A 15,354-nucleotide genomic window follows, 5' to 3' on the forward strand; every position below is an offset into this window, starting at 1 on the left:
CGGATGCCGGCAAGCCGGCAGCGCGAAGATTACTTCGAGATTTCGTCGTAGCTGTATTTGCCGTCGGAACCCTTGGACCACTTGTACATGACGTAGTCCGGACGGGTGATGTCGCCCTTGGCATTGAAGCCGAGTTCGCCGATGGCAGTCTTGTACGGACCCTTTGCCTTCATCGCGTCGGCAACAGCCATCGGATCGTTGGAACCGGCAGCCTTGGCAGCGGCGGCAATGACCTGCAGAGCAGAGTAGGAGTACAGCGTGTAGCCTTCCGGCTCGTAGCCGGCAGCGCGGAACTTGGCGACGAGATCGGTGGAAGCCGGGTTCTTGCGCGGATCCGGAGCGAAGGTCATCAGCGTGCCGTTAACGGCGTCGCCGGCGATCGAAGCAAGTTCGTTCGACACGATACCGTCACCGGACATGAAATGAGCCTTGACGCCCTGGTCGGCCATCTGACGCATGATCAGGCCGGCTTCGGTGTGCAGACCGCCGTAGTAGACGAAATCGACGCCGGCTTGCTTCATCTTGGCGATGAGGGCCGAATAGTCCTTGTCGCCGGGGGTGATGCCTTCATAAAGAACTTCCGTCACGCCAGCGGCGTTGAGGTTCTTCTTGGTTTCGTCAGCGAGGCCCTGGCCATAGGGGGTCTTGTCGTGAACGACGGCAACCTTGGCACCCTTGAAATTGTCGGCGATATACTTGCCGGCAACTGCGCCCTGCTGGTCGTCACGACCGCAGGTGCGGAAGGTGTTCCAGAGGCCGCGCTCCGTAAATTGTGGGTTGGTGGAAGCCGGGGTAATCTGGAGAATACCGTTTTCGGCGTACACTTCCGAAGCCGGGATGGAAACGCCCGAGTTGAAGTGACCGACAACGAACTTCACGCCGTCAGCGACGAACTTGTTGGCGACCGAAACGCCCTGCTTCGCGTCCGAGACGTCGTCGCCGAGTTCGATCTTGACCTTTTCCCCGTTGATGCCGCCGGCTGCGTTGATATCGGCAGCAGCCTGCTCGGCACCCTTCTGGAGCTGCGCACCAAACGCAGCATTCGGGCCCGTCAAGGGACCACCAACGCCGATGATGATGTCGGCCTTCGCGACGCCGCCGAACGCGATCATTGCCGACAAAGCCACCGCCGACAGAAGATACTTCTTCATATTGTTACTCCCAATTTTTAAGCGGGTTCCGTTTGATTTGCCCTGCGCGATACCCACCAATCATCACGCCGGTAACGCTTGTATTCCGAATACTTAAAGCATGATCCCGTCAGGTGTCATTCGTTTTATAAGACAGGATTACGCCGATGCCGCACGCAGACTGTGCCTAGTTTAGGCACAGTGTCAATTCTTCTTCTTCCATGAAAAGGCTGAGGTCTTTTCATAGAGCCAGTAATAATTATTGACCATTTGGTCGGTGCGCCGATAGCGATATCCGGCCGTCGCGAAGATCAGCAGCAGAACCACGTCGAGAGCATAGTTTCCGAGATCGAAGACTGGCCCGTTGAACAAGGCGTGGTGCAGAAATTGCAGTCCGAGCCCGACCAGGAAGGTGTAGATCACCGCCAACGGATAGGAATCCCAGCTGGAGGCCACAGCCCGGCCCGCGCGCCAGGCCGTCCAGAAGCCGAGGAGGACGATGATCGCGCGGATGACGATGCGGCCGCCGGTATCGCTTTCGAAGAAAATTCCCTGCATATCAAATTCTCCGCAAAACGAGGCTCAATGATGCCCGCCTTCGAGATAGGCGGCGCGCACTTCCGGATTGGCTAGCAACTCCTTGCCCGAACCGCTCATCGTCACCCGTCCGTTGACCATCACATAGCCACGGTCGGAAAGCTTCAGCGCCGCAAAGGCATTCTGCTCGACGAGGAACACCGTGAGCCCCTGGGTCTTGTTCAGAACCTTGATGGCTTCGAAGATGCCTTTGACGATCAACGGCGCAAGGCCGAGCGAAGGCTCATCCAGCAAAAGCAGCTTGGGACGCGCCATCAGCGCGCGACCGATCGACAGCATCTGCTGCTCTCCGCCCGACAGCGTGCCGCCGCGCTGCGACTGACGCTCCTTCAGGCGCGGGAACAGCGTGAAGATCTTCTCGACGTCCTCGTTGAAATATTTGAGCTTGTCGAGGCTCGCGCCCATCTGCAGGTTTTCATAGACGGTCATGCGCGGAAAAATGCGCCGCCCTTCCGGCGACTGGGCGATGCGAAGCCGGGCAATCTCATGCGTCGGCATGCGAGTGATATCGCGCCCCTCGAAGATGACCGAGCCGCTGCGCGCCTGCGGGCTGCCGCAGATCGTCATCATGAGCGTCGACTTGCCGGCGCCGTTCGCACCGATCAGGCTGACGATCTCGCCGCTGTTGACTTCGATATCGACGCCGGCAAGGGCACGGATATTGCCGTAATAGGTCTCGACGCCCTCAACTTTCAGAAGCGGTTGCCCCGTCATCAATGTTCGCCCTCTTGGAGGTGCTCGACTTCGGCAATCACCTCTTCCACTTCTTCATCCTCGACACCCAGATAGGCCGCGATCACCCTCGGATCGTTCTTGACCTGATCCGGCGTACCATCGGCGATCTTCTGCCCGTATTCGAGCACGACGACATGATCGGAGATTTCCATCACCACCGACATGTCATGCTCGATCAGAAGGATCGACGTTCCGGTATCCTTGCGGATGTTGCGCAGGAACTCGTTGAGCACCAGGGACTCGCGAGGATTGAGACCGGCGGCCGGCTCGTCCAGGCAAAGCATCTCCGGGCCTGTGCACATGGCGCGGGCGATTTCCAGACGGCGCTGGGCACCATAGGAGAGGTCGCCGGCGGGATCGTCGGCCCGGTCGATGAGATCGGCCTTCTCGAGCCAGAAGCGCGCGAGTTCGATGGCATTCTTGGCTTCTGCCCGATAGCGGCCGATGCCGAGCAGCCCGAGGATCGTGTAGCCGGAGGCGCGCATCAGCTTGTTGTGCTGCGCCACCAGCAGGTTTTCGAGCACTGTCAGGCCCGAAAACAGGCGGATGTTCTGGAAGGTACGGGCCACCTTGGCTTCGCGCGTGATCCGGAAATCCGGAAGCCGCTCCAGAAGATATTCCTTGCCGCTTTTCTGTTGAAGCGTGATCATGCCCATCGTCGGCTTGTAGAAGCCCGTGATGCAGTTGAACACGGTCGTCTTGCCAGCGCCGTTCGGTCCGATCAACGCGGTGATGTCGCCACGCTTCGCCTCGAAAGAGAGATCGTTGATCGCCATCAGGCCGCCGAACCTCATCGACAGGTGATCGACCTTCAGCAGGATGTCGTCAGGGGTTGCGGTCACAGCGTTCATCAGCCGTGGCCCTCCTTGGTAAAGCTGCCCGAGACCGCTTTCCGCTCCTTGAGGAAGGCGGTCGGCTCGCGGGTGCCGACGAAGCCGCGCGGCTTGAGGATCATCACGACGACCATGGCGAGCCCGAAGATCAGCATGCGATAGAGTTCGGGAGTGAAATCGGGACCGAAGCCGGGAATGATCGTCGTATTGCCCACGACCAGACCGGTCTTAAGGAAATCCATATCGCGCAGCAATTCCGTACCGCCGATCATGGCGATCGCCGCAATGGCGATGCCCTTCAGCGAGCCCATGCCGCCAAGAACGACGATCGCCAGGATCACCGCAGACTCGAGGAACACGAAGGATTCCGGCGAGACGAAGCCTTGACGGGCTGCGAAGAATGAACCTGCAAAACCGCCGAACATGGCGCCGGTGGCGAAGGCAGTCAGCTTCGTCGTCACCGTATTGATGCCGAGCGAGCGGCAGGCGATCTCGTCTTCGCGCAGAGCTTCCCATGCACGGCCGATCGGCATGCGGCGCAGCCGGATCGTCACATAGGCAGTCAGCGCGCAGAGCGCCAGGGCGACGTAAAAGAGGAAGATCTTGTACCAGGCCGACGAGAACGGCAGGCCGAAGCTGCGGATGAAGTTGTGCGGGTCCTTGGTATCGAAGGTGTAGATGCCGAACATCGATGCCTTGGTAATATTGGAAATACCGAAGCTGCCCTTCGTCACGTCAGTCCAGTTCGTCAGGACGATGCGGATGATCTCACCGAAAGCCAGCGTCACGATCGCCAGATAGTCGCCGCGCAGGCGCAGAACCGGGAAACCGAGGATCATGCCCCAAAGCCCGGCAAAGATGCCGGAGAGCGGCAGCAGTATCCAGAACGACAGACCGAAATGCGTCGACAGCAGCGCGTAGGAATAGGCGCCGACCGCATAGAAGGCGACATAGCCGAGGTCGAGCAGCCCCGCCAGACCGACGACGATGTTCAGGCCCCAGGCAAGCATCACGTAGATGAGGATCTGGATGCCGAAGTTGTCGACATAGGTCAGAGACCCCTGTGGACCGAAAAGCGCCAGTGCCAGCATCGGATAGATAAGCAGGAAAACCAGCGCTATCGTGTTGAAATTCTTACCGACGAAACCCTGCTCGGTCACGACTGGCGCAAGCTTGGCTTTCTCGGCCTTTCTAGCCTCCAGACGGGGCCGCACGAACACCGTCATCACGAAGCGTCCGACCGCCGCAATGGCGACGATGATGGCCAAGAGGCCCCAGCGCTGGACGATGACCAGCTTGTTGTCCATGTTCTGATCGGTCTTTAGGCCGATATAGAGCACGAACATCCCAAAGGCGATCAGCGCGGTCCAGAGGGCATCCGTAATCCCTTTCTGGACAAGGCCGGGCGCGGTCTTGTCTGCAACGAAATTTGAATTTGCCATGGCGTTATACCTTTTCGACTTCCGGCCGCCCGAGAATGCCGGTTGGCTTGAAGATCAGAACGAAAGCCAGGATGCCGAATGTCGCGACATCCTTATACGCGATGGGAAAATTACCCGACCAGAACGACTCGATGAAGCCAATCATCAGGCCGCCGAGGACAGCGCCAGGCAGCGAACCGATGCCGCCGAGAACCGCCGCGGTGAACGCCTTGACGCCGGGAGTGAAGCCGTCGGCGAAGTTGGCGACGCCATAATACATCAGATACATCGTGCCGGCGACGGCGGCGAGCGCGGCGCCCATGATGAAGGTGACGGAAATGGTGCGGTCGACATTGATGCCGAGCAGCGCCGCCATCTTGCGGTCCTGCTCCGTGGCGCGCTGGGCACGACCGAGCGCAGTCTTGTTGACCAGATACCAGAAGGCGGCAAGCAGAACGACCGTTATGATGAAGATGATGATCTGCTTCAGCGACAGCGACACGGCACCGAAGTTGTAGACATCACCCACCAGCGTCGGGATCGGCTTGTTGCGCGGACCCTGAGCAACCTGGATGAAGTTCGACAGCACGATCGACATGCCGATTGCCGTGATCAGCGGCGCGAGGCGGAAGGAACCGCGCAGCGGCCGGTAGGCGATACGCTCGATCACCCAGTTCCAAAGGCTCGTCATCAGCATGGCGACGATCAGCATCACCAAGAGCAAGACCGCCACCGGCAAGCCGGCGAAGAGCGACACGAGAACCAGATAGGTGATGAGAGCGGCAAAGCCGCCGAGCATGAAAACATCACCATGGGCAAAATTGATCATGCCGATGATGCCGTAAACCATGGTGTAACCAATGGCGATCAGGCCATAGATAGACCCGAGAGTCAGCCCGTTTAGGAGCTGCTGGATAAAATAATCCATATGTCATTTCCCCTGGATGCGGCGTCAATCGACCGCACCTCTTATTACTTTTAGGGTTTCCTTCATGAGGACCCGTGGGGGCGATTCCATACCGCTTTCGAGGGAAATGTGAAGCCAAAAAGGCAAGAAATTGACAAATTCTTTTCAAATCGCCGCGCACTGGCGCAAATCAGGCCAAAAATGATATAAAAGCGGCATCCCCTGCCTCAAAAAATAGCCAAAATGATCAACAAGGGAATTTTCGCTGAAGAGCTTTTGTCAGAGGCAGGCCCTCTGCGGGGCCAACCAGTTTCGCTTTCACAAGCATAATTAGGCTCGCATGCGCGCTCCGTCGGCATCGAACAGGGGCTCAGCCTGCAGGTTCGCAGGCAACAGTTCGCCAAGCAGTTCTATCGACCAGCCCTGTGTCTCATCGGCAATTTCCTTCGGAACATAACCGACGGCAACCGAAAGACCGGAGGCATGGGCATATCCGCCAGACGTGACCCAGCCACAGACCGCGCCATCGTGGTAGATCGGCTCGTCGCCGATGACATCTGCATCCCTCGCCTTGAGGATGAAGGTTTTCAGCCGCAGTGCCCCGCCTTCCGACTTCTCCTTTGCTGCAGCCGCCTTGCCTATGAAGTCGGCCGGCTTGGAAAGCGCCACGAAGCGGCCAAGACCGGCCTCGAAGGGGCCGTAGAGCGGCCGGTATTCGCGCGCCCAGCTGCCATAGGACTTATCGAGACGCAGCGCATTCAGCGCCCTCAAGCCGAACAGCCGTATGCCGAATTCGGCTCCCTCCTCCATCAGGAGATCGAAGATGTAGCGCTGATGTTCCGGCTTCATCCATATCTCGTATCCCAGGTCGCCCGTATAGGAGACGCGTCCGACGATGGCGGACGCCATGCCGATATCGATGCGCCGGATGGACATGAAGGGAAAGGCGTCGGTCGAAAGGTCCTGATGCGTCAGCTTCTGCAGCAATCTGCGGGCATTCGGACCGGCGATCGAGAGGCCGAGAAGCGACAGGCCCAGCGGTTTCAGCTCGACCGAGCCGTCCTTGGGCAGCAGGCTTTCGAACCAGCGCATATGATAGGCTTCCGCGATACCTGAGCCGATGAGGAGGAAATCGCCCTCGCCGAGCTTTGCCAGCGTGAAATCGCCGATGAGTTTGCCGTCATGCTTCAGCATCGGCGCCAGCGTCATGCGGCCGACGGCCGGAATGCGGCAGGTGAGCAACCTGTCGAGGAAAGCTTCCGCCCCCGGCCCCTTGACCGAATATTTGGCAAAGCCCGAAGTCTCCATCAGGCCGACACTCTCGCGCACCGCCTTCGCTTCGGCGCCGACGACGTCGAAGTCGTTGGAGCGGCGCCAGGAGAATTGGTCCACCTCGCCCTGCGGAGCAAACCACAGCGCCTGCTCGAGACCGTAGTAAGCTCCGAAGACGCCGCCTGCCTCCTTCAGTTTGTCGTAGATCGGCGTCGTCAGCAACGGACGCGCGGCCGGCAGTTCCTCGTTCGGATAGCGGATGGAGAAGCGCCGGGCATAGTTCTCGCGCACCTTGGCGTTCGTATAGGCAAGCGTCGCATAGTCGCCGTAGCGCGAGACGTCCATGGCAAAGACATCGAAGCCCGGATCGCCATAGATCATCCAGTTGGCGAGCGCCAGCCCGACGCCGCCGCCCTGGCTGAAGCCGGCCATGACGGCGCAGGCCGACCAATAGTTCCTGAGCCCGCGCACGGGACCGACAAGCGGGTTGCCATCAGGCGAGAAGGTGAACGGGCCGTTGATGATCTTCTTGATGCCGGCATTGTTGAAGGCCGGAAAATGGCGGAAGCCGACTTCCAGTTCCGGCGTGATGCGCTCGATATCCTCGGCGAGCAGCTCGTGGCCGAAATCCCAGGGCGTCGTCAGCGGCGACCAGGGGCGACATGCCTTCTCATAGGTGCCCATCAGCATGCCCTGCCGCTCCTGGCGCAGATAGATCTCGCCATCGAAATCGACGCAGTGCATCAGTTCCTTGCCGGTGGTCTTGTTGAAGTCGATCACCTCGGGCATGTCCTCGGTGATCAGATACATGTGCTCCATGGCGAGCACGGGAAGCTCCAGCCCGACCATGCGGCCGACTTCGCGCGCCCAGAGACCGGCGGCGTTGACGACATGCTCGGCGATGATCTCGCCCTGGTTGGTGATGACGCGCCAGGAACCATCCTCGCGCTGCACCAGCTCTTCCACCTTGGTATGCAGATAGATGTCGGCACCGTTCTTCTTCGCCGAACGGGCATAGGCATGCGTGGTGCCATAAGGATCGAGGTGGCCTTCGACGGGATCGTAGAGCGCGCCGACGAACTGATCGGGGTCGAGAAGCGGCATCATCTCATGCGCTTCCCTGGGCGTCAGCAGGGTCGCCTCCAGGCCGTTATAGCGTCCCTTGGCAAGGATCGACTTCAGCCAGTCGAAGCGCTGCGGCGTCGCCGCCAGCATAAGGCCCGACGTCAAATGCAGCCCGATGTCCTGGCCCGAATACTCCTCGATCTCCTTGTAGAGCTCGACCGTATATTTCTGCAGCTTGGCGACATTCGGGTCGCCGTTGATCGTATGCATGCCACCGGCGGCATGCCAGGTCGATCCGGAGGTCAGTTCGGAACGTTCGAGCAGCACCACATCCGTCCAGCCGAACTTCGTCAGGTGATAGAGCACCGAACATCCGACGACACCGCCACCGATGACGACGACCTTGGCATGGCTTTTCATCTAGGAATCCCCTGTTTTCAGCACGAAGTCGCCGGGTGTTTTCCCGTATGACCGGCCGCATTTGCAGGGCAGCCTAGAGACTATCCGGGAAGCCAAATAGCCCGAACTGCGAAACCGATATGTCTGTTTGCGCCATCGCAATTGTTCGGATCGCGCCATCGCTTTTCGGAGACACAAATCGGTCGGCAAGGCATTGGAGGTCCGGCGGCCTATGGCTTTTCAGTCGGCAAAACCGGCCGTCAGGGCAAATTCGCGCCCCATCTCCATGATCTCCTCGAACACGCTGCCGGCATAGGAGCGCGGGATGATGATCTCGAAGCGGTCAGGGCCGGTGCGGGCAACATTGGCGCTGACATGGCAGCACAACATGCTGGCCGACTGGCCCTCGGCGAAAACCTGCGGATGCAGGTCGACGGCCACGCATTTCGCCAGGATACGGCGAACGCTGGGGCCGGACATACGAAGCAATACCCGGCCGTCGCTCTGCTCGAAGAAGGAAACGCGGGCAGGATCGAGCGTGAAGAGATCCCGCGCCACGCTCTCGACACCCAGCGTCTCCGACAGAACAAGCCATTCTCTCGGCCCGACGTCGCGAACCGACACATCGTCAATCGCCTTCAGGCCAGCCAGAACCCAATCCTTTTCGCCGGCCTTGCCAAGCACCGAGAAGATGACCGGCCGGCGGACAACGGCAAGATGATTCGGATTGGGGGCAGCCTCGAAGCCGGAAATGTGATCTTCCAGCACATGTCTGTTTTGATACGCGACGCTCATCATTCCCTCACCCGAAAAGCTTCTTGTTGTCAGCATCGACGAAGACCGGGTTGCAGACCTCCGCCGGCACTTCCTCGCCGCGCAACCCGTCCCAGACGACCACATGCTCGCCGATCCGTTCCCGGCCCGACTTCAGGAACGCCAGAGCGATGGAATGGCCGAGAACGGGCGAGAAGCAGGCCGAGGAGACATGACCTTGATCGTTCGCGGTCGACGGCCTGGCGCCTTCCCTCAACAGATGCGCGCCGGCATGAATCTCCTTCGTCGTATCGAGCGGCTTCAGGCCGACGAGCTGCACGCGGTCGGCCGCAGTCAATCCGAAGCGGGTGGACAATCTCTTGCCGATGAAATCCGGCTTCTGCGTTGCCATCATCCGGCCAAGCCCGACATCGTCGGGCGTCGTGCGGCCGTCCAGCTCGTTATGGGTGACATGGCCCTTCTCGATGCGCAGCACGTTGAGGGCTTCGACGCCATAGGCGCAGATGCCATGCGCCTTACCGGCCTCCATGATCGCATCCGCGACGGCCTCGCCATAACCGGCAGGAACCGCAAGCTCATAGGCAAGCTCACCGGAGAAGGAGATGCGGAACAGGCGCGCCTTGAGGCCGCCCTTCAGCATGACTTCAGCGGCAGCGAGGAACGGGAAGAACGCATCGGAAATATCGTCCTCGACGATCTGTTCCAGCACCAGCCGCGCCTTCGGCCCGGCAATCGCCATCTGCGCCCATTGATCGGAGGAGGAGACGAAGCGAACGTCGAGCTGCGGCCAGAGCGTCTGCGCGCAGAACTCCATATGCGTCATCACTTCGCCGGCCATCGCCGTCGTGGTGGTCAGGAAAAAATGATCGGGCGTCAGCCGGCTCGTCGTTCCATCGTCGAAGACGATGCCATCCTCGCGCAACATCAACCCGTAGCGCGCTTTGCCGATCGGCAGCTTCAGGAAGGCATTGGAATAGAGGCGATTGAGAAATTCCGCGGCATCCTTGCCGAAAACCTCGATCTTGCCGAGCGTCGACACATCGCAAAGGCCGACATTGTTGCGGACGTTCAAGACTTCGCGATCGACGCTGTCACGCCAACCCTTTTCGCCCGTCCGCGCAAACCAGGACGAACGATACCAGAGGCCGGCCTCGACGAAAGTCGCGCCATTCTTCTTCGCCCAGCCGTGCAGCGGCGATTCCCGCACCGGCTGCGCGTGTTTGTCGCGCGCCGTGCCCGCCAGCGCGCCGAAGGAGACAGGGGTGTAGAACGGCCGGAACGTTGTCGTGCCGACGGCGGCTGGACTGACGCCGCGCATGCCGGCGATGATGCCGGCGGCGTTCACGTTGCCGAGCTTGCCCTGATCGGTCGCCATGCCGCTGGTCGTGTAGCGCTTGGCGTGCTCCACATGGCCGAAGCCCTCACGCAGGGCAAGACCGAGATCCTTGGTATGGACGTCGTTCTGAAAATCCACGAACGCCTTGTCCTTGGCGCCGGGCACATGCCAGATCGCCGCGAAGGACGGATCATAGTCCCCCTCGACCTCGGGGACATCCGCCGCATGAACGGTGCGGCCGAGACTTTCGACAATCTTCCGCGCCTTTTCCGCTCCATCGGCGAGACAGCCGGAAACGCTCTCGATGCCCGCAGCCGATCCGGCAATCTCCAGCTCACCGCCAACTGTTGGCGCCATGAATGCCTGGCTCTCGTCCGACCAGACCGGCTTGGCGCCGCGCTGGCAAGCAAGATGGATGATCGGCGACCAGCCACCCGACATGGCGAGCGCATCGCAAGCAATGAGTTCATCCAGGCCGCCGCGATCGGCGATGACGCCGCTGATGCGATATTTGCCCTTGGTCGCGTGGACGCTCGCCCCATGCACGACGCGAACACCTTGCGGCGCAACGTCGGAAGAGGCGGCGCGCGTATCCATGATCGCCGAAATCTCGACGCCGGCCGCCGTCAAGTCGAGCGCTGTGCGATAGCCGGAGCCGCCATTGGTGAACACGGCCACCTTCTGACCCGCAACGACGCCGTAGCGATTGAGATAGCTGCGCATGGCACCGGCCACCATCACGCCGGGGCGGTCGTTGCCGCCGAAAACCAAGGGCCGTTCCTCCGCGCCGGAGGCAAGAATGGCGCGCTTGGCTGCGATACGCCACAGACGCTCGACCGGCAGATCGGGCGACGGCATCGCAACATGCTTCTGCACCTTCTCGACCGCACCGAAGACATTGCCGTCATACCAGCCGAAGACTGTCGTACGTGGCATCAGGGTGACATTCTCGAAACCTTGCAGCTCCTCCAGCGTCGCCTGAACGAAGACATCGGCCGCCGCGCCGCCGATCGAGACCCTTTCCGACAACAGCGAGCCACCCAGACGGAAGCCCTCATCGGCGAGGACCACGCGCAGGCCGGCACGCGCCGCGGTCAGCGCTGCCATCAATCCGGCAGGACCAGAGCCGATAACAAGCAGATCGCAATGCGCCCAGGCTTTCTCATAGCGATCCGGATCGGCCTGCATGACTGCCTTGCCGAGGCCGGCGGCGCGGCGAATCAGCGGCTCATAGACCTTCTCCCAGAAGGCTGCCGGCCACATGAATGTCTTGTAGTAGAAGCCCGCGCCGAGGAAGGGCGACAACAGGCCGTTGAGCGAGCCAAGATCATATTTCAGCGACGGCCAGCGGTTCTGGCTGGCAGCCGTCATGCCCTGATAGAGTTCGGCGACGGTGGCTCGTGTATTCGGCTCCGTGCGCCCGTCCTTGCCGATGGTGACGAGCGCATTGGGTTCAGCCGAACCTGCCGTCAGGATGCCGCGCGGCCGGTGATATTTGAAGCTGCGTGCGACGAGCAGCTGATCATTGGCAAGGAGAGCGGCGGCGAGCGTATCGCCCTCCAGGCCCCTCATATCCTTGCCGTCGAATTTGAAGGAAAGCGGGCGGCTGCGATTGACGAGGCCGCCGGTCGACAGACGATAGGCCGTCATTGCGCCACCTCCCTTGCCTTGTCCTCGGCATCGGTGACGGAAAAGACCTCGTGGGTGATGTTGCTGCGCTCAACGACCAGCCAGCGGCGGCAGCCCGCCGCGTGATGCCAGTATTCGAGAATCCGTCCCCGCTCATTGTCGCGGATATGGACATAGCGATGCCAATCCTCATCCGGAGCCGAAGGAGCCGGACGGGCGACGGACGCGCCGCGAATGGAGAATTCTTCCTTCGGTCGCATGCCGCAATGCGGGCAGTTGATCAAGCTTGCCATTGGTTTCGTGCCCTCAATGCAGGTTCGGCTGCGGACCCTTGCCGCTTTCGTCCAGCGCGAAGCCGCGCTCGAAGCGGTCGAGACGCAGGAGACGGCTGACTTCGTGGCTTTCGCCCTTGGCGATCAAGTGCGCGAAGCAGAAACCCGAAGCCGGCGTCGCTTTGAAGCCGCCATAGTTCCAGCCGCAGTTCAGATAGAGATTGTCGATCGGCGTGCGGTCGATGATCGGCGAGCCGTCCATGCTCATATCCATGACGCCGCCCCAGGTGCGCAGCACGCGCACACGCGACAGGCCGGGAATGAGCGCCACCCCCTCCTCCATCGTATGCTCGACGGTGGCGAGGTTACCGCGCTGGGCATAGGAGCTGTAGTAGTCGATATCGGCCCCGAAGACCAAGCCGCCCTTGTCCGACTGCGAGATATAGAAGTGCCCCGCTCCATAGGTGATGACGTTGTCGATGACAGGCTTCAGCCCTTCTGAGACGAAGGCCTGAAGCACATGGGTTTCGATCGGCAATTCTAGATCGGCCATATTACCCAGGATCGAGGTATGACCGGCCGCCGCCAGCGCCAGCTTGTTGCAGCCGATGAAGCCGCGGTTCGTTTCCACCCCGGTCACAACACCAGCCTCGCGGCGGATGCCGATCACCTCGCATTGCTGGATGAGATCGACGCCGCGGCTGTCGGCGCCGCGCGCATAGCCCCAGGCGACGGCATCGTGGCGTGCCGTGCCGCCGCGCCGCTGCAGCAGGCCGCCGAGGATCGGAAAGCGCGCATGGTCGAAATTCAGGTACGGCATCATCCGGCGCACCTGCTCGCGGCTCAGAAGCTCCGCATCGACGCCATGCATACGCATGGCATTGCCGCGGCGGGCATAGGCATCGCGCTGGCCGTCGGAATGGAAGAGGTTGACGATGCCGCGCTGGGAGACCATGGCATTATAGTTGAAATCCTGCTCCAGCCCTTCCCAGAGCTGCATCGAGAATTCGTAGAAAGGTTCATTACCCGGCAAGAGGTAGTTGGAGCGGATGATCGTGGTGTTGCGCCCGACATTGCCGGAGCCAATATAGTTTTTTTCCAGCACCGCGACGTTGGTGATGCCGAATTCCTTGGCAAGATAATAAGCCGTCGCCAGCCCATGCCCGCCGCCGCCGACGATAATCACGTCGTAATGCGATTTTGGCTCCGGCGTCCGCCACACCGGCTGCCAATGGCGGTTGCCCGAAAACGCCTGTTTTAGAAGCTGATATGCCGAATATCGCATGCATTCATCCCGATCATTACCCGGCCGCACATTCGCATATGCAATAAAAACGACAAGTCCCGGAAAGACGAAAAAGATTCGCAAACAGAACATGTTCTTTTCCGAATGCGCAGGAGAAGCCGATGATTGTCTCCGGAAGATCACGCCTCGCAGGTCAATGATTTTAGCGGCGACGCAAGCACGCAAAGCGCTGTTGCGAAACCTCGGTTCAGGCGCTAAGCCGAAACGAGCCGGATCTTTTGAAGTCTAAATTTCACAATCGAGACTTACTATCTATAATGTCCGGAAACTTGAACCGCGGACACGGTGCGGAAAGACGAACTGGCAGATGCTTGCAACATTCGAAAGAGCAGCGCTCGAGGCGGGGAAGGCCATATTGGAGGTCTACCGCGCCGGCTACGCCGTGGCCTTGAAACAGGACATGAGCCCTGTAACCCTTGCAGACGAGCGCGCGGAACACATCATCCTCGAACATCTCGCGCGCGATTTTCCGAACATACCGGCCATTGCCGAGGAATCGGTGTCCGCCGGCAGGGTCCCGGATGTTCGCGGCCGCTCCTTCTTCCTTGTCGACCCGCTCGACGGCACGCGCGAATTCATCGAGCATCGTGACGAATTCACCGTCAACATCGCCTATATAAAGAATGGCGTTCCCGTTGCCGGGATCGTCTATGCCCCCGCACTCGGAATAGCCTTCACCGGCGAGCAAGGCAGAGCCCGCAAGTTGATCATCGACGATCATTTTGCCGTCGCCGACCGCCTGACCATCGCCGTGCGCGCACGGCCGGTCAATCTGACCGCGCTTGCCAGCCGCTGCAACAGCAATGAAAGGACCGAAAGCTTCCTTTCGGACAATGCGGTTGCCGCCTGCACGTCGATCGGCTCATCGCTGAAATTCTGCCTGGTTGCCGAAGGCAAGGCCGATGTCTATCCGCGTTTCGCGCGCACCATGGAGTGGGATACCGCAGCCGGCGATGCCGTCTTGCGCGCGGCGGGCGGCGCTACCGTGACGGTCGATGGCCGTCCCCTGGCCTATGGCAAGATCGACCAGAGCGAAGATAGCGACTTTGCAAACCCGCACTTCATCTGTTGGGGCGGCAAGAAGAGCGCCATACACTCTTAAGGGCGCTTTTTTCGAAAGAAAGATCCCCTTTGACGCAACCGGACAACAAAGCCGGCGCAGGGATTTTTGATCCAAAAGCGTAAGTTTTCACTGACAAAAAATGATAGGATGAAAGCTGTTTCCCCTGAAATAACAGGGGATTATCCTGCGTTTTCTCTCTTCGGCCAAAGGCAAATCAGTTGCCGGCCACATTTCTTAAAATTCTTAGCAAAGTCTTACTATGTGCTTAGGCAATTTTTAAATGTGGCAAGATAGAGTGCCACTCGTGGTCTTGAGTGTGTGTAGAGAGTCCAATGACCGAAATGATACGTCCCCGAGTGAAGTATGTCATCGGCCCCGATGGCAGCCCGCTTACGATAGCCGACCTTCCGCCGCCGAATACGCGCCGCTGGGTCATCCGTCGTAAGGCAGAGGTTGTTGCCGCTGTGCGTGGTGGTCTGCTCAGCTTGGAAGAAGCCTGCGAACGTTATACGTTGACCGTCGAAGAGTTCCTCTCCTGGCAGTCGTCCATCAACAGCCATGGCCTTGCCGGCCTGCGGACGACCCGCATACAGCAGTATCGCCACTGACAACAGC

Annotated in this window: 13 protein-coding genes; 2 read left to right on the plus strand and 11 right to left on the minus strand. The window is 60.1% G+C overall.

Going from position 1 to position 15,354, the window contains the following annotated elements:
• Positions 1-29: 29 nt before the first annotated feature.
• The 11 genes from GA0061101_RS06755 to GA0061101_RS06805 form a co-directional block, all read right to left on the minus strand.
• Positions 30-1,151 (minus strand): branched-chain amino acid ABC transporter substrate-binding protein, encoded by a 1,122-nt coding sequence (locus GA0061101_RS06755; protein WP_037195203.1) that lies wholly within the window; start codon positions 1,149-1,151, stop codon positions 30-32.
• A 183-nt stretch (positions 1,152-1,334) separates the two neighbouring features.
• Positions 1,335-1,688, minus strand: coding sequence for a DUF6867 family protein (locus tag GA0061101_RS06760; protein WP_092573308.1), 354 nt, complete (start codon positions 1,686-1,688; stop codon positions 1,335-1,337).
• A 24-nt stretch (positions 1,689-1,712) separates the two neighbouring features.
• Complete coding sequence (locus GA0061101_RS06765) at positions 1,713-2,441, minus strand: ABC transporter ATP-binding protein (RefSeq protein ID WP_037195206.1); 729 nt, start codon at positions 2,439-2,441, stop codon at positions 1,713-1,715.
• Positions 2,441-3,313, minus strand: a complete 873-nt coding sequence (locus GA0061101_RS06770; protein WP_047562409.1) for an ABC transporter ATP-binding protein — start codon at positions 3,311-3,313, stop codon at positions 2,441-2,443. The genes GA0061101_RS06765 and GA0061101_RS06770 overlap by 1 nt, the downstream gene beginning before the upstream one ends.
• Positions 3,313-4,737 (minus strand): high-affinity branched-chain amino acid ABC transporter permease LivM, encoded by a 1,425-nt coding sequence (gene livM, locus GA0061101_RS06775; protein WP_047562408.1) that lies wholly within the window; start codon positions 4,735-4,737, stop codon positions 3,313-3,315. The genes GA0061101_RS06770 and livM overlap by 1 nt, the downstream gene beginning before the upstream one ends.
• Positions 4,738-4,741: 4 nt before the next feature.
• Positions 4,742-5,644: a branched-chain amino acid ABC transporter permease gene (locus GA0061101_RS06780; protein ID WP_037195212.1), complete on the minus strand. Its 903-nt coding sequence runs from the start codon at positions 5,642-5,644 to the stop codon at positions 4,742-4,744.
• 309 nt (positions 5,645-5,953) lie between these two features.
• Entirely contained in the window at positions 5,954-8,380 is a 2,427-nt protein-coding gene (locus GA0061101_RS06785; RefSeq protein ID WP_092573309.1) for a GcvT family protein, read from the minus strand.
• Between the two features lie 219 nt (positions 8,381-8,599).
• Positions 8,600-9,154, minus strand: coding sequence for a sarcosine oxidase subunit gamma (locus tag GA0061101_RS06790; protein ID WP_037195216.1), 555 nt, complete (start codon positions 9,152-9,154; stop codon positions 8,600-8,602).
• Positions 9,155-9,161: 7 nt separating this feature from the next.
• Positions 9,162-12,119, minus strand: a complete 2,958-nt coding sequence (locus tag GA0061101_RS06795; protein WP_092573310.1) for a sarcosine oxidase subunit alpha family protein — start codon at positions 12,117-12,119, stop codon at positions 9,162-9,164.
• Positions 12,116-12,391, minus strand: a complete 276-nt coding sequence (locus tag GA0061101_RS06800) for a sarcosine oxidase subunit delta (protein WP_092573311.1) — start codon at positions 12,389-12,391, stop codon at positions 12,116-12,118. The genes GA0061101_RS06795 and GA0061101_RS06800 overlap by 4 nt, the downstream gene beginning before the upstream one ends.
• A 13-nt stretch (positions 12,392-12,404) precedes the next feature.
• Entirely contained in the window at positions 12,405-13,655 is a 1,251-nt protein-coding gene (locus GA0061101_RS06805) for a sarcosine oxidase subunit beta family protein (protein ID WP_037195439.1), read from the minus strand.
• Between the two features lie 328 nt (positions 13,656-13,983).
• On the opposite strand from GA0061101_RS06805, the gene cysQ reads away from it, so the two are divergent.
• On the plus strand, positions 13,984-14,778 hold the full coding sequence (cysQ, locus tag GA0061101_RS06810; RefSeq protein WP_092573312.1) for a 3'(2'),5'-bisphosphate nucleotidase CysQ: 795 nt from the start codon (positions 13,984-13,986) through the stop codon (positions 14,776-14,778).
• Positions 14,779-15,071: 293 nt separating this feature from the next.
• Positions 15,072-15,347: a CtrA inhibitor SciP gene (sciP, locus tag GA0061101_RS06815; protein WP_007533628.1), complete on the plus strand. Its 276-nt coding sequence runs from the start codon at positions 15,072-15,074 to the stop codon at positions 15,345-15,347.
• Positions 15,348-15,354: the final 7 nt, after the last annotated feature.

It is taken from the genome of Martinezella lusitana (assembly GCF_900094565.1).
Taxonomy (GTDB): Bacteria; Pseudomonadota; Alphaproteobacteria; order Rhizobiales; family Rhizobiaceae; genus Rhizobium; species Rhizobium lusitanum.